Genomic DNA, 21802 nt, shown 5'->3' on the forward strand with positions numbered 1-21802 from the left:
TCCGAACGATCTGTCGATGTTCGTCCAGGTCGTCCGCGCCTGGTTCGTCTGTTTTCCGGCAAACGCGCGTCATTGCGGCCTGAGGTGCAGATCGTTGCTCACGGATTGCACCCCCGGCACGCCGCGCGTCACGGCAAGCGCTTTCTGAATCTGTGCCTCCGAATCCACGTATCCTGACAACTGCACGACGCCTCGATACGTCGCGACGCTCATCGGCAAGGATCTCAGTTCCGGGTTCGCGACGAGCGCCTGCTTCACCCGGGCGGCGAGCGCAGCGTCGTCAGCGGCGATCTTCCCCGGCGCTGTCAAGGGCGGCGTCACCGTGGACTTACAGCCGCTGGTGAACACGAACGCTGGCAATGCGAACGCCGCGACGATCAGCAATCGGCTTTTGATGTATGGCGCGTTTCGCATGTCGGCTATGAAATCCTGATTCGATAAGCGCTAAATGGTGGGCTGAAAAGCGGGCCGAGTGGCGAAGGGATACGGCGCATCTCGGCTTACAAGCTACCTGTATTGGCAGGGCAACCCTTCGCGTCGATTTGGCGAGGCGAATCAGGCGTAGCAATTGCGCAGGTACGAGAGAACGAGTATCTGACTATCGCCATTGCAGTTTCCCACGAACTGCATACGTTAGTTGAGGACGGTATCTGAAGAAGTTTTCCCATGTCTGAGCCTGTCAATCCTCCCAATACCCGGGCGAGCGGGTTTCAAGGTGTCACGCGGAGGGCCGCACTGTCATCGGTCCGCTGGTCAAAGCGCCGCACGGGGGCAACGAAGACCCTTGAAACGCCCCACCAGAAGTCTGATGTCCCGGCATAAAGCCTATCTGCATGCCCATTTTCTAAAGAGATCGCGGAATCTGCCGATAAAGAGGTCATCGTACAACACCGGGTTGAAAAGCGGCATGAGAAACGTATCGGTTCGAAATAGTCTCCTGACTGTCTTCCTGATCTTTGCGGCGATGATTTTGCTGGGCGGCGTGATCGGTGTCACCACGCTCAGCCGCGCGAATGCCAATCTCAACCGCATCCATCAGATTGCGACGCAGGAAATTCTCGTCAACGACGCATACAAGGACTCCACACGCACTCGAGCCGCGTTGACACGAGCCTACTCAGCTCTAAAGGAGCGCAACGACGAGACGACGCGAGACTCGGCATTGAAGAGCGCCGAAACGACGATGAACCGGGCGGCTGCGGAAACCGAGTCGTTTCGAAGCGCCGCCGCTTTTCGTGGCCAGGACGACGGGTTGAAGCAGCAGTTGATCGAATCGTCAGTCAACCTCGCCGCGATTCTGAAGAAAGCCTCCGATGCTCTGCGTGCCGGCGATACGAACGCCTACGCCGCTATCAACGATCACGACATTACGTCAACCGGTGTGGCGTATTCGGTGAATGTCGAGAAATTCCAGAGCATGGCTAACACGTTGTCGAACGATGCCATCGCGCAGGTCGATCGCGAATATACGTGGGTCGTCAGCCTGGTCATTTTCGGAGTGAGCGCGGCGCTGGTCCTGATCGTCGCTGCGCATTTCGCGCTGCGGCGCATCGTGACGACTCCGCTGAACGACGCCGCCAATCTGCTCGATCGAATCGCGGCGAATGATCTGACAGCGCGCATCCCCGAGGCGAGCGGCAACGAGATCGGTCAGCTATTCGCGGCGATGCAGCGGATGCAGCGTGGTTTGGCTCAGACAGTGGCGAACGTGCGCAACAGTTGCGAGGCCATTTACGGCGGCGCGCGCGAGATTGCCGCAGGCAATGTGGATCTGTCGAGCCGCACAGAGCAGCAATCAGCGGCACTGGAAGAAACCGCGGCCAGCATGGAGCAATTGACGTCCACCGTCAAACAGAACGCGGATAACGCGCAGCAGGCAAGCGCACAGGCTTCGAGCGCAGCCGATGTCGCCGAGCAGGGCGGCGAAGTGGTCGAGCGCGCCATCCAGACAATGAATTCAATCAGCCAGAGTTCGCGTAGGATCGCCGAGATTACCGGGATGATCGACAGCATCGCATTTCAGACCAATATCCTTGCGCTGAATGCGGCGGTCGAATCGGCACGGGCCGGTGAGCAGGGACGCGGCTTCGCCGTGGTCGCAAGCGAAGTTCGCAGTCTAGCTCTGCGCAGCGCGGACGCCGCCCGAGAGATCAAGACCTTGATCGGCGCCTCGGTCGAGGACGTGGCTAACGGCAATAGCCTGGTCGCGCAGGCGGGTCAGTCGATGAAGGAGATTGTTAGCGCCGTGCGCGGCGTGGCCACCATCATGAATGAAATCAAGGCGGCAACGATCGAGCAGAGCACGGGCATCGAACAGGTCGGCCAGGCGGTTACGCAGATGGACCAGGTGACTCAACAGAATGCGGCACTCGTCGAAGAAGCCGCCGCTGCCGCGAGTGCGCTCGAACAGCAGGCGCAGTCAATGACGAATGCAGTCTCGGCATTCCGTCTCGCCGCGCAATAGAAGCTCCGATTGACCGACGCAAAGCGCTGGTCGATTCAGACAATCTAAACCATTTCTAACTGGGGTATGAACATGAACGTTAAAGGCGTGCTGGGCGCCACCGCAATTCTGATTGCCGGTGCTTCCCTCTCCTGCGTGTCACAGGCCGCGACGTACGCATATGTATCGAATGCAGATAGCCAGGATATCTCGGTTTTCAGTCTCGACAAGTCGAACGGCTCGCTTGCGCCGGTGGAGACTGTGTCTGTCGGTGCAACGGTGATGCCGATGGCGTTTTCGCCGGATCACCTCCGGCTCTACGCAGGACTGCGCTCGAAGCCTTATCGCGTGGTGAGCTTTGCGGTCAATCCGCTCGATGGCCGGCTGATCGAACTCGGCAGGGCGCCGCTTGCGGATAGCATGGCGTATATCTCGACGGACGCAAACGGCCGTTACCTCTTTTCCGCGTCATATGGCGGCAACCTTCTGGCGGTGAACCAGATCGGCGCGGATGGCGTGGTCGGCAACGTACAGCAGACCGTCAGGACCGGCCCGATGGCTCATGCGATCCGCAACGCTCCGGACAACCGTTTCGTATTCGCGTCGGTTCTCGGCTCGGACGCCTGGCTTCGTCTCAAGTTCGACGCCTCGAATGGGCAGTTGACCGAGGACACCGCGCCCGCCTATTCGTTGCCGCCGAAATCGGGACCACGTCACTTCGTATTCTCGCCGGATCATCGCTTCACGTACCTGATTGATGAACTCGACGGCAAGCTGCATGTACTCGCCTTCGATAGCACCCGCGACACCGTCAAGCCGGTCGAAACAGTCTCGATCCTGCCGCCCGATTTCTCCGGCGACAAGCCATGGGGGGCCGATCTCCACCTGACCCCGGACGGGCGATTCCTGTTTGCATCGGAGCGCACATCGAGCACGCTCGCGGCGTACAAGGTGAACGCTGCCTCTGGCAGGCTGACGCGTATCGGTACATACCAGACGGAAAAGCAACCGCGTGGATTCAATATCGATCCGTCCGGCAAGTACTTGCTGGCTGTCGGGCAATTATCGACGAGCCTTAGCGTTTACAACATCGATCATAAGACTGGCAAGTTGAGTGCGATCGGACAGTATCCGGTCGGCAAGGGCGCGAACTGGGTTGAACTCGTGGAGTTTGATGGCACAAACGCCGATTGAGGTTTGATTCCCGGATCGCCAGGCTTGAACGGGGCTGCCTTGGAAAGCACCCGGCGCCCCGTTGCGGAACGTCGACCCTCCACTTACGGCCACTCTGAACCACTCGAACCAGATTGCCACGGTCTGTTTGCGGGCCGACAGGATGACAATCCCAGCCGTCCGGAATGGCTTGCCAGGTCCATGACTGTGCCGCATGGTTCCGGGCGACGGGAGGGCATGCCCGCGATGAGGATCACTAGCCGCGGTCACGCACCACATCGCTGCGGTTCCACCATCCGCCGCCGACAGCCTGAAAGAGTGCGACGGTATCGGAATACCGGGTGGCCTGAGTCTGGACGAGGCTGATGCGGGCCTGCTGGTACGTCCGCTGCGCGTCGAGCAGCGCAAGATAGCTGATCGCGCCAACGTGGAACTCGCGCTGGGACACAGCGAGGCTGTCCGCCGCCGCCCGCTCGGCTGCGGCCTCGGCCACCACTGCGTCCGCATCTGATTGCAGCGCTCGCAACGCATCAGCCACGTTCTGAAAGGCCGAGATGACGGTGTTGTGATACTGCGCCGCTGCTGCATCGAAAGCGTCAATTGCGGCGCGGCGCCGGTGCAGCAAAGTTCCACCTTCGAAGAGGGGCTGCGTGAGGCCCGCTCCCAGGTTCCAGATCGCGCTTCCCGGCGAAAACAGCGCATCGTTGGTCTCGCTGCCATAGGCGGCGCTGAGCGTGAGTTGCGGCAACATATTGGCGGTCGCGACGCCGATCTCTGCGCTTGCGGCGTGCAGTTGCGCTTTCGATGCGCGAATGTCCGGACGCTGCTCGACGAGTGTCGACGGCAGGCTGACCGGCAACGTGTCGGGCAACTGCAGCGACGCGAGATCAAACGTCTCGACCAGCTCGTCACTCGGGAAGCGGCCAAGATAGGCCGTGAGCTGATTGCGGGTCAGCGCCAGTTGCTTTTGCAGCGGCGGCAACTGCGCGCGTGTTTGCGCCAGCGTGGCCGCCTGCGCGAGTACCGCCGCATTGGCGACGGCGCCGATCGCGAATTGCCGTTTCAATCCCGCGAGTTGCTGCGTCTCGATGTCGACGATCTCCTCTGTGGCTGCAATCTGCGCCCGCAACGAAGCCTCCTGTACGGCGGCCGTGGCGACGTTCGACGTCAAGCTCAGATAACTCGCCTCGAGTTCGAAGCGTTCGTACTCGGCTTGCGCGGCGAGCGATTCGATCTGCCGGCGCGTACCGCCCCAGATGTCGAGCAGGTAGGTGACGCTCACCGAGGCGTTGTTGAGCCTGAAGACCGGCACCGCGGTCGAGATCCCGAACGGCGAGCCCGAAATCTTCTCGCGAGCAGTCGAGATGTCCGCACTCACCGTCGGGAACAGCGCCCCTTGTGCTGCGTAAAGCGCTTCGTTGGCCTCGCGAAGGGTGGCCTGCGCCGCCTGCAGGCTCGGGTTGGCCTCAAGCGCACGTTCTACGAGTGCGTTCAGCGCAGCCGAGTGGAATAGCGTCCACCATTGCCCCGGAATGTCGAGAGCTTGCACGAAGCGCTGCGCCTCGCCGCCGTGGACGTCCGACGCGACCGTTCGCTCCGGCAGCGGCTCCCGCGTATAGCCGCTGACCTGCGGTGGCCCGGGTGGCGCGAAGTCAGGTCCGACTTCGCAGCCGCCAAGCAGCGTCGCCGCCGAAAGCGCCGCGCAGGCGGCGCTGCGGCAACATGCTGCCCGGCGGTGACGCGCAAAGCCGGGGTTCGATGTCATTGCTGCGCGCTCCTCATGTTACGGGCCGTTTACGAAGGCTTCGCCGCAACCGGTTTCACGGCCATGCCGGGGCTGAGCTTGAGGAGATTGCCGACAACGACCGAATCGTCCCGAACGACGCCCTTCCTGACCGCGACAAGCGGCCCGTAGTCCGAGCCGAGGGTCACGTAGCGCTGCTCGACCCGCTTGTCTGCGCCGACGACGTAGACGTATTTGCCAAGCTGGTTGGAGCCGACGGCCACTTGTGGCACCAGCAGCGTGTTGGGTGCGTCCGCGACGTGCAGGCGCACGCGGATGAATTGCCCCGGCAGCAACGTGTGATCCGGGTTCTCGACGGTCGCGCGCGCGGTGATGGTGCCGCTGCTGCGCCCCACGTTGTTGTCGAGAAACGTGAGCCTGCCACGGTACTGCGGGCTCGCGCCCTGACCGACGATGACCTCGGCCGCGATGGTCCCCTTCGCCTGGTCGTGCTGGATAGTGGCGAGATCGGTGTCCGGCGGATTGAAGGTGGCATAGATCGGATCGAGCTGCACGAGGGTGTTGAGCTGGGTCCCCGTGCTGCTGATGAGCGCACCTTCATGCACCTGACTCAGGCTGAGACGCCCGGAGAACGGCGCGCGGATCTTCGTAAAGTCGAGATTGAGCAGTGCCGTCTCGATGAGCGCACGATCCGCCGCGAGCGCGGCCAGGTCCTGATGCTCGGTGCTCGCGGACTGCTGCAGCGTATCGATCGACACGTCGCCCGTCTCGCTCATCAGCGTATTGCGGCGATGGCTGGCGATGGCATATTCGAGCGCCGCCGCATCCTTTGCCGCCTGCGCCCTCGCCTGATCGAGCGCCGCCTGATAACTGCGCGGATCGATCTCATACAGGAGTGTGCCCTTGCTCACGTCCGAGCCGTCGGACACCCCCTGCTTCGCCAGGTAGCCGGTCACCTGCGCCTGAAGCGTGACGGTGCGGATCGCGTCCGTGGTGCCGACATATTCGAGGTAAACCGGCACGGTATGCTCGACCACCGGGGTTACGGGCACCTCGGTAGGGGCGGCTGGGTCCGGCGCGGGCGGGCTGCCGGTAGCCTGTCGCGCTCCCCCACCTGTGAACGACAGGACGCAGACGACTACGGCGATCGCCAGGCCTGTGGCTACAACGCGAAGTTTGCCGACTCTCATTGCGCCGTTGCTCCCCGATCAATCCCCGGACGCCGCCTCGCCGCCATCGCGAGGCGCGCGACCGATACGTTTGAGCACGGCCTCACGCAAGTGCTCGATCACCGTGTAGAAGATCGGCACGAATCCGAGGCTGAGCAGGGTGGCGGCGAGCATGCCGCCTACCACCGTCGTCCCGATCGAGCGGCGGCTCGCGGCGCCCGCGCCGGAGGCGATCATCAATGGGACGGCGCCAAAGATGAACGCGAACGCGGTCATGAGGATCGGGCGCAGACGCAGGCGGGCCGCCTCGGTCACCGCCGCGACGATATCGAGGCCGGCTTCGCGGCGCCGCTTGGCAAATTCGACGATCAGGATCGCGTTCTTCGCCGCCAGCCCGATCAGCAGGACGAAACCAATCTGCGCATAGATGTCGACCTGCATGTGGCGCAGCCACAGCAGCCCCAGCGCGCCGAACAGGGCTAGCGGTACCGTGAGGATGATGGTGAACGGCAACGTCCAGCTCTCGTATTGCGCGGCGAGGAACAGGAACACGAAGGACAGCGCGAGCGCGAAGACCATGCCCGCGACCGAGCCGGCCTGCAGCTCCTGATAGGTAATGCCCGTCCAGTCATAGCCGAAATCCGCCGGCAAAACGCGCGCCGCGCGCTCCATCGCCGCGATCGCCTGGCCCGAACTGTAGCCCGGCGCCGCACTGCCGGTGATCTCCGCGGCACCGTAGAGGTTGTAATGAGGCACCGTGTCCGGCCCCACCGTCGGTTCGAGCCGGCCGAGCGTGCCCAGCGGCACCATGCTTCCCGCGGCGTTGCGCACGTAGAGCCGCGACAGGTCGCTGCGGTTCCCGCGGGCGTTGTCGTCGGCCTCGAGCAACACCTCGAAGGTGCGGCCGAACAGCGTCACATTGTTCACGTACAGCGAGCCGAGATAGATCTGCATCATATTGAACACATCGCTCAGGTTGAGCCCGAGCAGCTTCGCCTTCACGCGGTCGAGATTGAAATCGTATTGCGGCGTCGACGTGTTGAAGCTGGTGAGCAGGGTGCGCCGCTCGAGTTCGGGCTGTTGCCGCGCCTGGGCGAGAAAGGCCTGGGTCGCCTCGCCGAGTGCGGCACTGCCCCGGCCGCTCAGGTCCTCGATTTCGAAATCGAAGCCGCCGAAGGTGCCGAGGCCGGCAATAGTCGGTGGAATCAGTGCAAGCGCCACCGCCTCCGGAATCTGATTGAGCTTCGGCTGTACCGTGGCGATGAGCTTGGCGACGCTCTGCTTCGCACCTCGCTCGTCCCACGGCTTCAGGATCACGAACTGGGCCGCACTGTTCGACGTCGTGCTGCGAGTGATGAAATTCAGACCGCTGATGGACAGCACGTTCGCCACGCCGGGTGTCGCCCTCAGGATCGCGCGGGTCTTCTCCACCACGGCTTCGGTGCGTTGCAGCGAAGCGCCATACGGGAGTTGCGTAATCACATAGAAATAGCCGGGATCTTCAACCGGCAAAAAGGCGGAAGGGATCGTCGAATGGAGCAGCCAGGTCACACCCAGGCCGCACGCGAAGACCGTCAGCGCGAGCCAGCGCAGCCGGATCAAGCCGCGCAGCGAATTCGCGTAGTGGCTGCGCGCCCAGTTAAAGCCTTGATTGAACTTGCGAAACAGGATGAAGCGTGGCGGCCTGTCCCGTCGCAACAGCAACGCGCAGAGCGCCGGACTGAGCGTCAGGGAATTGAACGCCGAGAGCGCCACCGAAATGGCGATGGTCAACGCAAACTGATTGTAGAGACGGCCCGTCACGCCCGGCAGGAAGGCGATCGGCACGAACACGGCGCCGAGCACTGCCGAGGTGGCAACGATCGGCCCCGTCACTTCCCGCATCGCCGCCTTGGCCGCAGCCATGGGCGTAAGCCCGCTCTCGAGTTGGCGTTCGACATTCTCGACCACGACGATCGCATCGTCGACGACGAGGCCGATAGCGAGGACCATGCCGAGCAGGCTGACCGTGTTCAGCGAAAAGTCGAGCACCAGCATGATCGCGAGGGTGCCGATGAGCGCCACTGGAATGGCGATCATCGGAATGAACGTGGTCCGCCAGCTCTGCAGGAACAGGAACACGACGCCCAGCACCAGCAGCAGCGCAAAGCTAAGCGTCTTCATCACCTCGACCATCGAGGCGGACACGAACATGGTGGTGTCGTAGGTGATGCCCCACGCCATCCCTTTCGGGAAGCGCTTTGCAAGCGTCTGCATCGTGGCCTTGACACGCTGGTCGAGGTCGAGCGCATTAGCGCTCGGCAACTGGAAGACGGCGAGCAGCGCCGCCGGGTGTTCGTTCACGGAGGCGCTAGAGGTGTACTGAAGTGCGCCCAGATCGATGCGCGCCACGTCGCGCAGATACACAGTTGCGTCGCTCGCCGTGCCGGCGCGCAGCACGATATTGCCGAATTGCTGCGCGTCCGCCAACTGGCCGTGGGTGTTGATCTGGTATTGAAACGTCGTGCCCGGCGGCGCCGGCGCCTCGCCGAACTTGCCTGCGGCGACCTGCACATTCTGCTCGGCGATCGCATGCTGGACATCGGTGGCTGTCATGCCGAGCGCGGCGAGCTTGTTGGGGTCGAGCCAGATGCGCATCGAGTAGCGGCGTTCGCCGAAGATCGTGACATCGCTCACGCCGGGCAGGCGCTTGAGCGAGTCGACGAGCTGGAGATAAGCGTAGTTGCTGAGGGTGACGGGATCGATCGAGCCGTCTGGCGAATAGAGATTCACCGCCAGAACAAAGTTCGGGTTCTGCTTCTGGATGGTGATGCCGGCCTGATTGACGATGCTGGGAAGCTGCGCCGTCGCCTGCGAGATGCGGTTCTGCACATCGACCGCGCCGATGTCGATGTTGTAGCCGACGTTGAACGTGACGGTGATCGTGGACGTGCCATCGTTGGCACTCACCGACGACAGGTAGCTCATACCCGGCACGCCGTTGATCTGCTCTTCGAGCGGCGCGGTGACGGTGTCCGCCACGACCTGCGCGCTCGCACCCGTATAGGTCGACTTGACCAGAACCTGTGGCGGCGTGATCTGCGGAAACCGCTCCACCGGCAGGTTGAACCAGGCAATGAGCCCCGCGAGCACCATGATGATGGCGATCGACGATGCGAAGATCGGACGCTCGATAAAGAAATCGACCATTGACCTCGCCCCGAGTCCCAGGTAGCTTGACGGAAACGCGCCGGTATAGTTTCCGCCGTCGGTAGACATTGTCAATAGGCCTGGATCGTGACGCGCGAAACACAGACTCAACCTATCCGATCAGGCGGGCGTCCTACGCTGCGAGAGTCCGAAATTCGTCTGCAGCGCCTGCTCGATGTTGCGCAGCGCCATTTTCTTGCCGCTGGATATCGCGAGACCAGCCTTGAAGGCATCGCGCGAGAGGCGGGTATTGCAAAAAAAACGCTGTACGATCGATTCGGCAGCAAGGCGGGCCTGTTCAGCGCAATCGTCGAGACGCTGCGTCGTTCATGGATCACGCAGCTCGGCGATATCGTGCTCGATGCGCGCCGTCCGGAGCACGTCCTCGAGAAGGTCGCGCTCCATCTGCTGGATGTGGGCACGCGGCCTGACATGATCGCATTGCATCGCCTGCTTCTGACCGAGGCCTATCGTTTTCCCGAACTCATCAGCGGGTATTACAACAAGGCGGGTGGACTACGCGGCATGGAGCCGCTTTCGGACTATCTTCGTTCGGCAGTCGCCGATGGCGCATTGCAACTCGATGACGTTGCGCTGGCTACCGAGCAGTTTCTACACCTGGTACTCGGCGGGGTCCGCGCGCGGCTGCTGCTTGGCGCCACCAGGAGGCGCCCCGGCGCATCGGAGCGCAACAGAATCGCGCGTGAGGCGGTCCGCATCTTCCTCGCTGGATGCAAGGTGCTTTGAGCGAGCGCGTTCCGGTCTTCGTCCGATTCTGCCCGGCCGATATTCGCCTGGAGCGGCCGCGGCCGGCGGGATGCCGGCCCAATTCCCGTCTGCTTCCGGGGCCGCGCAACCGGCCACCCGCTGCTGCATTGCGACAATCGGGCGTTCGTATTCCTGGTTGCCGTGCCGCGTGTGGTTGAGGCGGCGAGGAATTGGCCCCCTGTACGTGTTTCCCTTGCCTAAACTCAAGTTGGTACGCGCCGAACTCTGACGGCACAAGCGCGGTAGCGCTCGCGCGCGAACTCCGGCACGTATTTGAAATCTGAAAGAACATGGGGGGCGGACATGACGACGGCTGTCAGCTTTCATATCGGCTATACGCAATACCTTGGCCCCGATGGCGAGCCTGTCCAGTCATTGCCAGCCTTCGCACGTGACCCGGCGGCGCTGATTCCGCTCTATCGAGCGATGGTGCTGACACGGGCGTTCGACACGAAGGCGGTCGCGCTGCAGCGTACCGGCAAGCTCGGCACCTTTGCGTCGTCGGTCGGCCAGGAGGCGATCGGTGTCGGTGTCGCCAGCGCGATGCAGCCCGGCGACGTGCTGTTCCCTTCGTACCGCGATCACGCCGCGCAATTGCTGCGCGGCGTCACGATGACGGAAAGTCTCCTGTATTGGGGCGGCGACGAGCGCGGCAGCGATTTCAGCGTGCCCCGTAACGATTTTCCGAACTGTGTGCCGATCGGCACACAGGTGTGCCATGCGGCCGGCGCAGCCTACGCGTTCCTGCTGCGTCACGAGCCGCGCGTTGCGGTGGCGATCTTCGGCGACGGCGGCACATCCAAGGGCGATTTCTACGAGGCGATGAACATGGCCGGCGTCTGGCAGGCGCCGCTTGTGCTCGTCGTCAATAACAACCAGTGGGCGATTTCGGTACCACGCAGCCACCAGAGCGCTGCGCAAACGCTCGCGCAAAAAGCGATCGCTGCAGGAATAGAGGGGCTGCAGGTCGACGGCAACGACGTGATCGCCGTGCATCAGGTTGTCCACGCGGCGCTCGCCAAGGCTCGCCGCGGCGATGGCCCGACGCTGATCGAGGCGCTCAGCTATCGCCTTGGTGATCACACGACGGCCGATGACGCGACCCGCTATCGCGACGCCGAGGTCATCGGCAAGCAATGGGAATACGAACCGCTGCTTCGTTTGCGCACCTACCTGATGCACGTGAACGTCTGGACCAAGGCGCAGGACGAGGAACTCGGTAAGGCGTGCCGTGCGCAGGTCGAGCAGGCCGTCGACGCGTACCTGGCGACACCGCCTCCGGGCCCATCCGCGATGTTCGATCACCTGTATGAGGCGTTGCCCGCAGCGATGCGTGAGCAACTGGCGATGGCGCAACGTTTCGCGCCGGCTAAGGGGCACGGCGATGGCTGACCTCAACATGGTCGAGGCCCTCAATCAGGCGCTCGCATATGAACTGGCGCACGACCCTGCCGTTGTGCTGCTCGGAGAGGACATTGGCGTGAACGGCGGCGTATTTCGCGCGACCGTCGGGTTGCAGACGCGCTTTGGCGCTCGGCGGGTGATCGACACGCCGCTGGCCGAAACCGCCCTCGCCGGCTGCGCGATCGGCATGGCGGCGATGGGCGTTAAGCCCGTTGTGGAGATCCAGTTCGCCGGGTTTGTCTATCCGACCATCGATCACATCCTGAATCATGCGTCGCGTCTGCGGCATCGAACGCGCGGACGACTGACGTGTCCGCTGGTGATCCGTGCGCCATGCGGCGCAGGCATTCACGCACCGGAGCACCATTCCGAAAGCCCTGAAGCGCTGTTCACCCACATACCCGGGCTGCGCGTCGTGACGCCATCGTCGCCAGCACGCGCGTACGGCTTGCTGCTGGCGGCGATCCGGGACCCGGACCCGGTGATCTTCTTCGAGCCGACGCGGCTGTACCGGCTCTTCAGGCAGCCGGTGGAGGATGACGGCGAAGCGCTGCCGCTCGACAGTTGCTTTACGTTGCGCGATGGGGCAGACGTCACACTGGTGAGTTGGGGCGGGGCGTTGCAAGACGTGCAGGCCGCGGCCGATCTGCTCGCGCAGGAAGGCGTAATGGCCGAGGTGATCGACGTGGCGACGCTCAAGCCGCTCGACATGAACACCATTCTCGCGTCGGTGGCGAAAACCGGACGCTGCTTGATCGTGCACGAGGGCTCGCATGCCGGAGGGGTCGGCGCGGAGATCGCCGCCAACATCGCCGAGCGCGGACTGTACTCGCTGCTCGCACCAGTGCAGCGCGTCACCGGTTATGACGTGGTGGTGCCGCTGTACAGACTCGAGAATCAATACATGCCAGGCACTGAGCGCATCGTTGGCGCGGTCAGGCAGGCGCTGGAAGCGTAGGGATGCCATGAAAATCTTCAAACTGCCTGATCTCGGCGAAGGATTGCAGGAAGCGGAGATCGTCGAGTGGCACGTCAGGAGCGGCGAAGACATTCGCGCGGATCAACGGCTGCTGTCGGTGGAAACGGCGAAGGCGATCGTCGATATTCCGTCGCCTCAATCCGGCCGAGTCGCGAAGCTGTTCGGCCAGCCCGGCGATATCGTGCATCTGGGGGCGCCGCTCGTCGCATTCGAAGGAGCGGCCGACGAAGCCGATGCCGGTACCGTGGTCGGTCATATGGAGGTCGGCCAGCACGTGGTGCACGAAGCGCCGGCGGCGCTCGGCGGCAGCCCGGGCACGGGTGTCGGCACAATCAAGGCGATCCCGGCGGTGCGGGCGCTCGCGCGCAAGCTTGATGTCGATCTTGCGATGGTGACACCGTCGGGGGCGGAGGGTGTCATCACGGCGGCTGACGTGCAGCGCGTCGCGAAGATACTCGCTCAGCTCGGTCCGCCCGAAGTGCTGCGCGGCGTGCGGCGCGCGATGGCGCAGAACATGGCGCGCGCGCAGAGCGAAGTGGCGGCCGCGACCGTCATCGACGACGCCGACATTCACGAGTGGCCGCCACATACCGATGTGACGATCCGCCTGATCCGTGCGCTGGTAGCAGGATGCAGCGCCGAACCCGGGCTCAACGCATGGTTCGACGGACATGCGGGACGGCGCCACGTACTGGAAAAGATCGACCTCGGCATCGCCGTCGATCTACCGGATGGCCTCTTTGTACCGGTATTGCGCGACGTTGCGCACCGCAACGCAGCGGATCTGCGCGGCGGCCTCGACCGGATGCGTGTCGACATCCGGGCACGCAAGATTCCACCGGAGGAACTGCGCGGCAATACGATCACGTTGTCGAACTTCGGCATGATCGCCGGCAAATACGCAGCTCCCGTGGTCGTGCCGCCCACTGTCGCGATCCTCGGAGCGGGGCGCATTCACGAGCAGGTCGTGGCGGTAAGTGGCGTTCCGGCCGTGCATCGGATCTTGCCGCTTAGTCTGACGTTCGACCATCGGGTCGTCACGGGCGGCGAAGCAGCACGGTTTCTCGCCGCGGCGATCGTGGATCTGCAGATGGCGCAGTAGCTGTGACTGCACGAATTCAAAAATTCGGAAGGTGTATGCGTTGTGTCCAGCTTGGGACGTTCGCAGATTTCTGCTGCCAAGCCGTAACGGGTGGGGGGACAGCCCTTCAACGATAGCGCCTGTTCAATTTGCTCGGGAGCGTGTCTTGTGCTAACTGCGATTGCGACAATATGGCGTCCGTTCTGCATATAAAGCGTGTCGGCCATACAGGCACAGCGAAATCGTATGCCAATCCGTAAATCGATCGAGGCGTGCCGGTTCGCAGCTTCGAGCAGCGCACCCGGTCTTTGGATCGCTTCGTCTGCAAAACGGCCCCGCCCCGTGAAACAGTTACAAGATAAGTATTGACGCTGGTACCACTCGGCGGTTAAGGTGCCGCATGAAGTTCAAGAAGTTCGATTGCTGTTCATCAATTGCTCGCTCCTCAGCGGTATTCGTTGTCCTCTCCCTCCTTGACGCTTCATACGCTCTTCAACGGAGCACATTTTCCCGTTTTTTCTCAAGGATTCTTCATGGATACCGGTACCGTTAAGTGGTTCAACGATAGCAAAGGTTTTGGCTTCATCACCCCGGACAAGGGCGGTGACGACCTTTTCGCTCACTTCTCCGAAATCAGCGGCGACGGCTTCAAGACGCTGGCTGAAAATCAGAAGGTGAGCTTCGAAACGAAGCAAGGCCCGAAGGGTCTGCAGGCAGCTAACATCAAGCCGCTGTAAAGTTTGAAGAGCCCGGCGTTCCGCAACGGACGCCGGGTTGCAGGGACATCCTTACGGAGCGTTGTTTCCTGAAGTGGCGTGTTCGCTCCTGGCTGCATCGGTTTCGCCGGCAGCTTGCCAAGCGCCATACGTCTCATTGCGCTCATTTTCCCCTCTGGCATTAGCGCCACGTCTTCGCTTTCCGACTGCTTCAGATTCGGCCTGAGATGCCTTTGAATCGGCGTACCTGTGCACATTTCGCAAGGCACGCGCGCACTCGACATTATTAAAACTAAAATGCAGAACAAACAAACTCAACAATACAACGGCTATGCCGTACAGCCCTCGGCGCATCGTTTGCCCGACGGCAGTTTTTCCTCCAACCTGCTGCTAGAACGCGCCGATAGCGAGCGCGCGGACGGCCGCTACCAGTTCTATTCGCTCGATTACTTCACGAGTGAGGAGCAGGCGTTGCAGCACTCGACACGCTGGGCACGCAACTGGGTCGACACGCGCGGTTAACGGCGACGCGCCAGTTCTGCACGCTCAACGCATCTCAGGCGTCAGGACGCGTGCAATAAGGCGCGCGCCAACATCACGCGCGATCGATCGGTTACTTTCCGATTTGAGCGGGGCGCTCAGTGCGAACATCTTTGACCTTTCAGAATGGGTCGAAGTGTGAACGCAGGCGCGGGCGGACGGCAATCACCCATCGGTCACTATGCGGCCGAGATGGAATGGACATGGCTTCCCTTCGGGCATGACGGTATCTACTTCGTGGTCGACGCCTGAGGAGGCGATGACCGGAACTGGCAGCAATGCGGTCGCACCGGCATAGCCTGCCGAGCATGTGGCGACTGACGATCAGAAGGTCAACTTCTTTATCACACGCATTGTTGATGGCGTGCCGCTGGCGCGCGCGAACACGGGTACCTTCTGCATAGACTCAGGTTCTGGCTCTAGCGCTCAGGGGGACTCCAGGATGGTGCGATCAAAGCCGTCGGTATCAATCAGCATTTCGGCGTAGGCCACCGACGCGCGCCTTGCGTCGCCGGCATTCACGAAGGGCCTCTTGCCGGGCACACGGAATAAGCGACTTCGCGGGTTGTCCGTCATGGAATCCGGGTCGCTGATGCGAATCGACGCATCGAATCCTTCCTCGTAATTGTGACCATATCCCGGTTGTGTCGTGCGATGCGGATACACGAGTAGGGAGATATCGAGACCGCGATAATGGCGAATGGTTGTCATCAGGTCACTCCTTTTGGCCGCAGCAAGCAGCACGTTTTTGATCGTTGTGCAGGTTTGGCCGAAGGAGATACGCCCCCGAGCCACACCGACGAGGCGACCGGAACGAAGTTTCCTGGCTAGCTGTCCGGTACGCGGATACCCGAGCTTCGTGCTTAACATCCGCAAGCGTTCCCTCACCCGGCATTCCGCTCACGTTTGTCCGATCGGGCACCACACTGTCCCGAACTCACGAAGTGGGTCGCTCCCGTATCCTTGGCCAGCCTCATCGCGCGTGGCAAGCAGACGCTGTTGATCGTGGTGTTCTTGAAGGGTTTGCAACGTAAGCGCAGAGGTGGAACCAGGCAGGCAGCCGTCGCCGGCCATCTAAGCCAACGCTATGACAATCCGGGCAGTGCCCCGCTTTGCCGACCCCACGTTTCAAGGTACGCGCGACAGTACTATCGGTCAATACAATTCTGGTAACAGTCTCCGCGTCTGCGCCGCCCGATGTAACCCGTTCCAGCGTATAGTGAGCCATACCCTGCGGAGTGACCAACATGTCGACACACCCGATTCTTCTCTACAAGGGGTACGAACTTCATCCCCTTGTCTTTCCCCGCACATTCAGCCGCTTTGACGGACATTCCCGTTACGCGGAAGGTTACGAAATTGCAGTACGGATATGTCGTCCGGCGGCGACAGCAATTCCCTCCGCAAGCCGGGTCTTCAGGCTGAACCAAACGCATACATTCTCTGACTTCGGTACGGCAAGGCGAGCCGCCCGGCAGCAGGGAAAGGACATCGTCGACGGAAAGGTGAGCGGCGCTTCGGTCATCGACATATGAAAACGCCGCTGACGGACAGCATCCATCGATGTGCTCGATCGTGCGACGAATTGCTGTCTGCCTGATGGCCGATCCGATCGTCGCTCCCACATAAAAGGCGGCCAGCACCTCCAGCTTTTGGCGACCGGTATGGCCGCATTCCGCTGCGCAACGGACCCTTTACCCGGCGGTGAGCATACCTCATTGCCGCAATAGCGGGACAGGGCTGCGATCGAGGTGCTGCTCGGTACGCTCGCCGGCGATCATCCTCCCGAACGATTCGCGACTTGGCCATCCCCGAAGATTCGATGTGGCCGGCTGCAAAAACGTACCGCAGACCTGCAAGTCGAGTAGCAATTGGCGTCGCTGGCTCACGCCGTCTCGTCGCCCAATCGGGCCAAGCGTTCCCGGCTGTTCCGCGACGAACACGTACCCCCGAAATAAAGCCGGTCCGGATAGCCGTTGCGTGTCACGCTAGGCAATGGCGTGGTCGCGGGTGCGTCCGCGTCGTGCCAGAGGCGCAAACATCGTATCGGTCTCCTCGCAGGCGGCCGGATAACGCTGGAACGCCTTATGACCTGACGAAAGGGTGAATCGATTTCCGCCAAAAAGGGGCGAACGGGGCTGCACTGCAGTTTCGCGCGCTTCGTTTCGCCGTCGTTGAATTGTTGACGTCGAGACTGCTTGCCACGCATGTCGGAGGCGCACTCTGCGTCGCCACATGATGAGCCTGAGGAGAGAGGCAGTCCGATGTGGATCTTCGGATCGCCGCCGCCTACCGGCGCTGCGGTACGTAAGTGCCGGGTTGACTTGCATGGTCCCTGTGATTCTCTGACGGCGCCTGGAGCACGAGTTTATCTGTACAAATCCATCAATGGGCGTAGCATGAAATCGTCACTCGATCTGCGACCGTTCCTCGCGTCCCTAAGCTGCTTACCCGACGGAACCGGAGATCCGCTTTCACCCAAAACCGAAACGTGGCCGACCTCCTGAAGGGCAGCGGACGCAGTGGCCCACGTCGCTACGCTCCGTCTTTTCCGCTACACAATGAGATGGCCTCAAAGGTACCGATCACAACCGGTTCCCGTCTCTACCGCGGGCTCGAACTTCATGCGCTGGTGGTTGACTCAGAGCCGTTGCAAACATTGGAGTCTGGTATGGAAAGAAACGACCTGCTGAAATGGATTCGGTGCAATGGCGCTGACATCGTCGATCGGTTTCTGCCGCCCGGCGCGCAGGGCGAACTGGATGGCCTCATCCATGACCACCGTCACGAGATCGATGCGGGCGCGTTTCTGATGTTCATGTCGATTCGTGCGCTTCTATGCGAACGCGGCATGGAAAGCTGCGATTCGGATCGCGAGGCCGGACAAATCATGGCCATGCTGAGCACTTAGGTCGCGCTTTTCGACGCCCCTCTGCGACAGTCGCAATCGAGCGATAACCCCAAAGGAATACCATGCGCTTCAATTCCACCCTGATCGTTATCGACCCGACCCCCCGGCGGGCCGACGGCGAGTACATGGCCCACGCACGCATCAGCGGCAGCCGTGCCGACGGCACCGGGTACGAGATTCATTCGAGTGGCGATCTGGCAGGCTTCGACGCACGCGAGGACGCGATAGCCTATGCGAAGAACTGGGCGCAGGACTGGCTGCACGCGCGCTTCGGGTGACAGACGTCTCACCTTCGGACGCAACGAGAGAGGGATTGGCGTGCAGGCCGGCCATTCGCCATCAGAGGAAGATGCAGCGGGGTGTTGGTCACGCGTTTCGATCCAATCGCTTGCCCATCGGTTCTGGTAAACCGGTGCCTTTGCTTGACGGCCACAGTACCCGAGAGAGTAGAACTCGAAAAGCAGGGGGCCGTACGGACATCGGATCACCTAAGCGTCAGGTCTAAAGAGAAAGAGCCGTCGGATAGAGAGCGAGCACACAGCGTATCGGCGGGATTGCGTGGGCCGCATTGTCGGGCGAACACCCTTTGCGCGACATCGACCGAATCAGCTTCGCGTCGCGCGTACGTGAGAGCCACTCCGGCCAGCGACGTCTTCTCCCGGATGTCGTGTTCAAGCTGCCATTGGCGGATATCGCGTCGAAGCGATTCGACCTGGCGCTCCACTTCTCCCCGCTCAGGGGCGTGCGGCGAATCGTTGTGGCGTTTCATGAAAGGCCGGACACGAACGCTCACCGCTGTCCAGAAAATCCAGGCGGTTCATTACAAGTACATGGACTACCTCCAGGTAGTCCAAGACGGTGTAAACCCGATGGATCCCGCGACGAACTGGCGCGTAATATCGGTTCGGCTAAAAATCTCCTCAATTTCTTCGCCGGAGTAGGCATGCGACTGTCCGATTTTATCGTGCAGGAAATGGAGCCCATTCTGGCGCAGTGGGAGGCGTTTGCCGCCACGCTGCTGCCAGCCGCTGGAAACATGGGCTCCCTCGCGTTGCGCGACCACGCGCAGCAGATTCTGGAAGCAGTAGCCAGGGATTTGCAGACTTCGCAGACCAGGGAAGCGCAGCACGAAAAATCCTTGGGGCGGGCACCCCGGCTGACGGATGCGCCGGAGACAGCTGCGCAATCCCATGCGGTCCTGCGCGCTCGAGGCGGTTTCAACATCAACCAGCTGGCCGCGGAATACCGCGCTTTGCGTGCAAGCGTGCTGCGTCTGTGGATGGATGAGTGTCAGCCCGATGCGCCTCATCTGGATGACATCGTCCGTTTCAATGAGGCCATCGATCAGGCGCTGGCCGAATCACTCGGGTTTTTCAGCACACAAGTCGATCAGGCTCGCAATCTGTTGCTTGGGATGCTCGGACACGACATGCGGAGCCCGCTGCAGACGATCCAGGTGACAGCTTCATATCTGTCCGCGCTCAACGCGGGGGAGCGCGTTTCAGAAGCTGCAGCCCGTCTGGTGCGCAGCGGCGCCCGGATGCAGGCACTTCTGGATGATCTGTGCGATTTCAACCGAACAAGGCTCGGGCTAGGTATTAACGTCATACCTGCTCCCGTTGATCTGACGAACGTGTTCACTGATGAGCTGGACCAGTTGCGCGCAGTCCATCCAGACCGGCAGATCGAGCTCGAGGTGCACGGTGACGTTCAGGGTGTCTGGGACGGTCCGCGTCTGCAGCAACTGCTCGGCAATCTCGTCCTGAATGCGCTCAGATATGGCGCGCGAGACGCGCCCGTTCGCGTCGTAGTGACTGGCGAGGAGGCCGAGGTGCGCTTCGAAGTCTGCAATAGCGGACCAACCATCGAGGGACTGTTGCTGGAGCGCATCTTTGATCCTCTTCAGCGAGGTCCAGAGCGAAAAATCAACGAGGACGCGCAAGGCAGCCTTGGGCTCGGGCTGTATATCGCGAGCGAAATCGCCAAGGCGCATCACGGCGCGATCGAGGCGCGGTCAGATAAAGAAGAGACCGCATTCGCCGTACGTCTGCCGCGCCGGGCGTAGCAGGGGAGCCCGGCTTGGTAACGGGCATGCAACGAATTATGTGGGGATCTGCTGGTGGTTTTACACCTGCCGAGACGCGCCTATTCCATCGCCGGTCCTCACAGACCGACCCCGACTGCATGAAGCAAATCCGCAGCATCGTCGCAACAGAAAGGGTGCACGCCCCGATTACCTATTCGGCTCGTGCTGCTCCATGCGCGCGATCAGCCTCGACCATTAGAACCCGGTCAGATCTCATCGAGAAAACGCGCTCGTGCACGCCATCGGGGTCTCGCGTCGCCATTATTGTTTCATCGCGCCAGTTGCGTTCGAGTTTGAGGCGCCTTGAGGCGACATCGCGTGCTCACGCTTCTGCATCAATGTGCCACTGGCGGGCTTGCTGTTGCCGGCGTCCGCAGCACGGCCCATGCTCTGGCCAGCGGCACCCGGCTGCGCGTTTTGAGTATCACGGTGTGCTGGCGCAGCGTTGCCGGTGTTGGTCTGCGCAAATGCGCAAGCGCTAGCGATGATGGAAATTGCGCTGATTCCTGCCATTATCAACTTCATGATCGTCTCCCGTTCGGGAACTGCTTTCTCTGACCTGCGTGCAGCATGAGGCATGCCCGGAGGAAGTGGCAAACAATAGGCGTGCGCTGTTGCCGCCCGCGAGAAGGGGGACGATCTCTTGCCATCTTTTACCTTGTGTCAGCGCGCAGGCGCTGCGCTGTAGCGACGGTTCCTGTACGGGCTCATTGCTGACGATGTGATGGGTCACGACCGGTGCATCATTCCAGTCAAATCTGAAAAACCAGGTGGATGACTCAACCCGGGTTTCAGTAATCTCGCCGCTTTGCAGGCCGTCCGCTAAGAACGGGACCGGCCGTCCAGCAAACACCGCCTGGCTGCGTGTGTAACCTGTGGCTTCGCATTCCAACAGCTTGGGCTTTACGGCCAGCATCGCGAATCGATGGCTCGCCAGCGCGCCGCGGTGGGGTACTCGGAGTCGCGTGGCGCCCGCGCATAGGTCAGGCGCGCTGCAATGAACCTGTCGACGGCGTCAAGCAACGCCGCTATCGAGGCCGGCTTTCGCAGGAACGCTGTCCAGCAGCGAATCTCTTCCGTAGGTTCCGGCATAGCCGACAGCAGCACCACCGGTAAGCCGGAAAACACCGCCTGACACTTCAGACGCCGGCAAAGCTCCTTGCCGTCCATTTCCGGCATCTCCAAATCGGTGATGACGAGTTCCGGAAAATCCGTGTGGGCCTTTTGCAGTGCGTCCCATCCGTTCTCCGCGAGCACAACACGGTGTCCGCGACTCTCCAACGCCAGTTGCAGCGCGCATCGGTTTTCAAGGTCATCGTCGATGAGCAGTACGGTGGACATGACACGACATGGTGGAAGGATCCTATTGGGGTTTCGCAAGCGGCATACCCAGGTAGCGCTCGCTGCCTGTTCGACTACAGTCTGCGTCCAACACGTGGGCGGTCGGGCGACATGGTTGCGGCATTGCGCTCGCCCGCTTTGCTCTTACCAAAGCAGCAGCGCAAGTCCGCCGCACCCCGTTGACTATATTGGATACGTCGACCGGTGAGAGTCATCGACTTGAACCGGATAATCATAAAACTTCCGTCTGGAAGTTAA

Annotated in this window: 20 protein-coding genes and 1 pseudogene; 13 read left to right on the forward strand and 8 right to left on the reverse strand. The window is 61.7% G+C overall.

The window, feature by feature from the left end; genetic code table 11:
- Positions 1-69: 69 nt before the first annotated feature.
- Positions 70-414, reverse strand: a complete 345-nt coding sequence (locus F6X39_RS15515; protein ID WP_090808886.1) for a BON domain-containing protein — start codon at positions 412-414, stop codon at positions 70-72.
- Between the two features lie 493 nt (positions 415-907).
- Between F6X39_RS15515 and F6X39_RS15520 the strand changes: the two genes are divergently transcribed.
- Both F6X39_RS15520 and F6X39_RS15525 read left to right on the forward strand, forming a co-directional pair.
- Entirely contained in the window at positions 908-2464 is a 1557-nt protein-coding gene (locus F6X39_RS15520) for a methyl-accepting chemotaxis protein (protein ID WP_187617299.1), read from the forward strand.
- 66 nt (positions 2465-2530) lie between these two features.
- Positions 2531-3637, forward strand: coding sequence for a lactonase family protein (locus tag F6X39_RS15525; RefSeq protein ID WP_410450205.1), 1107 nt, complete (start codon positions 2531-2533; stop codon positions 3635-3637).
- A gap of 235 nt (positions 3638-3872) precedes the next feature.
- Here F6X39_RS15525 and F6X39_RS15530 read toward each other — a convergent pair whose 3' ends face one another.
- From F6X39_RS15530 to F6X39_RS15540, 3 genes are read right to left on the reverse strand one after another with little or no spacing between them, the layout of a single operon-like run.
- The gene (locus F6X39_RS15530; RefSeq protein ID WP_187617242.1) at positions 3873-5381 is read right to left on the reverse strand and encodes an efflux transporter outer membrane subunit; all 1509 of its coding nucleotides are present in this window, start codon (positions 5379-5381) and stop codon (positions 3873-3875) included.
- 29 nt (positions 5382-5410) lie between these two features.
- Positions 5411-6550: an efflux RND transporter periplasmic adaptor subunit gene (locus F6X39_RS15535; RefSeq protein WP_187617243.1), complete on the reverse strand. Its 1140-nt coding sequence runs from the start codon at positions 6548-6550 to the stop codon at positions 5411-5413.
- Between the two features lie 18 nt (positions 6551-6568).
- Positions 6569-9718: an efflux RND transporter permease subunit gene (locus F6X39_RS15540; RefSeq protein WP_187617244.1), complete on the reverse strand. Its 3150-nt coding sequence runs from the start codon at positions 9716-9718 to the stop codon at positions 6569-6571.
- 87 nt (positions 9719-9805) lie between these two features.
- Between F6X39_RS15540 and F6X39_RS15545 the strand changes: the two genes are divergently transcribed.
- The 6 genes from F6X39_RS15545 (at position 9806) to F6X39_RS15570 (ending at position 15188) form a co-directional block, all read left to right on the forward strand.
- Entirely contained in the window at positions 9806-10465 is a 660-nt protein-coding gene (locus tag F6X39_RS15545) for a TetR/AcrR family transcriptional regulator (protein WP_316251690.1), read from the forward strand.
- Between the two features lie 324 nt (positions 10466-10789).
- Complete coding sequence (gene pdhA / locus F6X39_RS15550; RefSeq protein ID WP_187617245.1) at positions 10790-11878, forward strand: pyruvate dehydrogenase (acetyl-transferring) E1 component subunit alpha; 1089 nt, start codon at positions 10790-10792, stop codon at positions 11876-11878.
- Positions 11871-12848 carry an alpha-ketoacid dehydrogenase subunit beta gene (locus F6X39_RS15555; RefSeq protein WP_187617246.1) on the forward strand — a complete coding sequence of 326 codons (978 nt, stop codon included), beginning with the start codon at positions 11871-11873 and terminating at the stop codon, positions 12846-12848. Before pdhA ends, F6X39_RS15555 begins: the two co-directional genes overlap by 8 nt.
- Before the next feature lie 7 nt (positions 12849-12855).
- Positions 12856-13971, forward strand: coding sequence for a dihydrolipoamide acetyltransferase family protein (locus F6X39_RS15560; protein ID WP_090808903.1), 1116 nt, complete (start codon positions 12856-12858; stop codon positions 13969-13971).
- A 512-nt stretch (positions 13972-14483) separates the two neighbouring features.
- Positions 14484-14687: a cold-shock protein gene (locus F6X39_RS15565; protein WP_012428559.1), complete on the forward strand. Its 204-nt coding sequence runs from the start codon at positions 14484-14486 to the stop codon at positions 14685-14687.
- A gap of 276 nt (positions 14688-14963) precedes the next feature.
- The gene (locus F6X39_RS15570) at positions 14964-15188 is read left to right on the forward strand and encodes a hypothetical protein (RefSeq protein WP_090808905.1); all 225 of its coding nucleotides are present in this window, start codon (positions 14964-14966) and stop codon (positions 15186-15188) included.
- A 444-nt stretch (positions 15189-15632) separates the two neighbouring features.
- Here F6X39_RS15570 and F6X39_RS15575 read toward each other — a convergent pair whose 3' ends face one another.
- Positions 15633-15917, reverse strand: a complete 285-nt coding sequence (locus F6X39_RS15575) for a hypothetical protein (protein WP_184032543.1) — start codon at positions 15915-15917, stop codon at positions 15633-15635.
- 536 nt (positions 15918-16453) lie between these two features.
- Between F6X39_RS15575 and F6X39_RS15580 the strand changes: the two genes are divergently transcribed.
- The 4 genes and pseudogenes from F6X39_RS15580 to F6X39_RS15590 all read left to right on the forward strand — a co-directional run bounded on the left by F6X39_RS15580 (position 16454) and on the right by F6X39_RS15590 (position 18395).
- Positions 16454-16741, forward strand: a complete 288-nt coding sequence (locus tag F6X39_RS15580; protein WP_090810393.1) for a hypothetical protein — start codon at positions 16454-16456, stop codon at positions 16739-16741.
- Positions 16742-17185: 444 nt separating this feature from the next.
- Positions 17186-17384: pseudogene (locus tag F6X39_RS36815) on the forward strand (translation initiation factor IF-1); the annotation flags it as partial.
- A gap of 313 nt (positions 17385-17697) precedes the next feature.
- The gene (locus F6X39_RS36820; RefSeq protein WP_262414720.1) at positions 17698-18117 is read left to right on the forward strand and encodes a hypothetical protein; all 420 of its coding nucleotides are present in this window, start codon (positions 17698-17700) and stop codon (positions 18115-18117) included.
- A 62-nt stretch (positions 18118-18179) separates the two neighbouring features.
- Positions 18180-18395, forward strand: coding sequence for a hypothetical protein (locus tag F6X39_RS15590; RefSeq protein ID WP_018424494.1), 216 nt, complete (start codon positions 18180-18182; stop codon positions 18393-18395).
- Between the two features lie 206 nt (positions 18396-18601).
- On the opposite strand, the gene F6X39_RS15595 is transcribed toward F6X39_RS15590, so the two are convergent.
- Positions 18602-18886: a hypothetical protein gene (locus F6X39_RS15595; RefSeq protein ID WP_187617305.1), complete on the reverse strand. Its 285-nt coding sequence runs from the start codon at positions 18884-18886 to the stop codon at positions 18602-18604.
- A gap of 174 nt (positions 18887-19060) precedes the next feature.
- On the opposite strand from F6X39_RS15595, the gene F6X39_RS15600 reads away from it, so the two are divergent.
- Entirely contained in the window at positions 19061-20182 is a 1122-nt protein-coding gene (locus F6X39_RS15600; RefSeq protein WP_187617247.1) for a sensor histidine kinase, read from the forward strand.
- Between the two features lie 499 nt (positions 20183-20681).
- Here F6X39_RS15600 and F6X39_RS15605 read toward each other — a convergent pair whose 3' ends face one another.
- Both F6X39_RS15605 and F6X39_RS15610 read right to left on the reverse strand, forming a co-directional pair.
- The gene (locus tag F6X39_RS15605) at positions 20682-21119 is read right to left on the reverse strand and encodes a hypothetical protein (protein ID WP_187617248.1); all 438 of its coding nucleotides are present in this window, start codon (positions 21117-21119) and stop codon (positions 20682-20684) included.
- On the reverse strand, positions 21107-21544 hold the full coding sequence (locus F6X39_RS15610; protein ID WP_187617249.1) for a response regulator: 438 nt from the start codon (positions 21542-21544) through the stop codon (positions 21107-21109). The genes F6X39_RS15605 and F6X39_RS15610 overlap by 13 nt, the downstream gene beginning before the upstream one ends.
- Between the last annotated feature and the right edge of the window lie 258 nt (positions 21545-21802).

The sequence above is a fragment of the Paraburkholderia sp. UCT2 genome (assembly GCF_014397665.1).
GTDB classification, from domain to species: domain Bacteria; phylum Pseudomonadota; class Gammaproteobacteria; order Burkholderiales; family Burkholderiaceae; genus Paraburkholderia; species Paraburkholderia tuberum.

Bases quoted from the DNA above. Each gene is read 5' to 3' on its own strand.
- F6X39_RS15610 (WP_187617249.1), bottom strand. From the start codon at position 21,544: ATGTCCACCGTACTGCTCATCGACGATGACCTTGAAAACCGATGCGCG.
- F6X39_RS15605 (WP_187617248.1), bottom strand. From the start codon at position 21,119: ATGCTGGCCGTAAAGCCCAAGCTGTTGGAATGCGAAGCCACAGGTTAC.
- F6X39_RS15565 (WP_012428559.1), top strand. From the start codon at position 14,484: ATGGATACCGGTACCGTTAAGTGGTTCAACGATAGCAAAGGTTTTGGC.
- pdhA (WP_187617245.1), top strand. From the start codon at position 10,790: ATGACGACGGCTGTCAGCTTTCATATCGGCTATACGCAATACCTTGGC.
- F6X39_RS15555 (WP_187617246.1), top strand. From the start codon at position 11,871: ATGGCTGACCTCAACATGGTCGAGGCCCTCAATCAGGCGCTCGCATAT.
- F6X39_RS15520 (WP_187617299.1), top strand. From the start codon at position 908: ATGAGAAACGTATCGGTTCGAAATAGTCTCCTGACTGTCTTCCTGATC.
- F6X39_RS15600 (WP_187617247.1), top strand. From the start codon at position 19,061: ATGCGACTGTCCGATTTTATCGTGCAGGAAATGGAGCCCATTCTGGCG.
- F6X39_RS15530 (WP_187617242.1), bottom strand. From the start codon at position 5,381: ATGACATCGAACCCCGGCTTTGCGCGTCACCGCCGGGCAGCATGTTGC.
- F6X39_RS15595 (WP_187617305.1), bottom strand. From the start codon at position 18,886: ATGAAACGCCACAACGATTCGCCGCACGCCCCTGAGCGGGGAGAAGTG.
- F6X39_RS15570 (WP_090808905.1), top strand. From the start codon at position 14,964: ATGCAGAACAAACAAACTCAACAATACAACGGCTATGCCGTACAGCCC.
- F6X39_RS15540 (WP_187617244.1), bottom strand. From the start codon at position 9,718: ATGGTCGATTTCTTTATCGAGCGTCCGATCTTCGCATCGTCGATCGCC.
- F6X39_RS15590 (WP_018424494.1), top strand. From the start codon at position 18,180: ATGCGCTTCAATTCCACCCTGATCGTTATCGACCCGACCCCCCGGCGG.
- F6X39_RS15535 (WP_187617243.1), bottom strand. From the start codon at position 6,550: ATGAGAGTCGGCAAACTTCGCGTTGTAGCCACAGGCCTGGCGATCGCC.
- F6X39_RS15580 (WP_090810393.1), top strand. From the start codon at position 16,454: ATGTCGACACACCCGATTCTTCTCTACAAGGGGTACGAACTTCATCCC.
- F6X39_RS15560 (WP_090808903.1), top strand. From the start codon at position 12,856: ATGAAAATCTTCAAACTGCCTGATCTCGGCGAAGGATTGCAGGAAGCG.
- F6X39_RS15515 (WP_090808886.1), bottom strand. From the start codon at position 414: ATGCGAAACGCGCCATACATCAAAAGCCGATTGCTGATCGTCGCGGCG.
- F6X39_RS15525 (WP_410450205.1), top strand. From the start codon at position 2,531: ATGAACATGAACGTTAAAGGCGTGCTGGGCGCCACCGCAATTCTGATT.
- F6X39_RS15575 (WP_184032543.1), bottom strand. From the start codon at position 15,917: ATGACAACCATTCGCCATTATCGCGGTCTCGATATCTCCCTACTCGTG.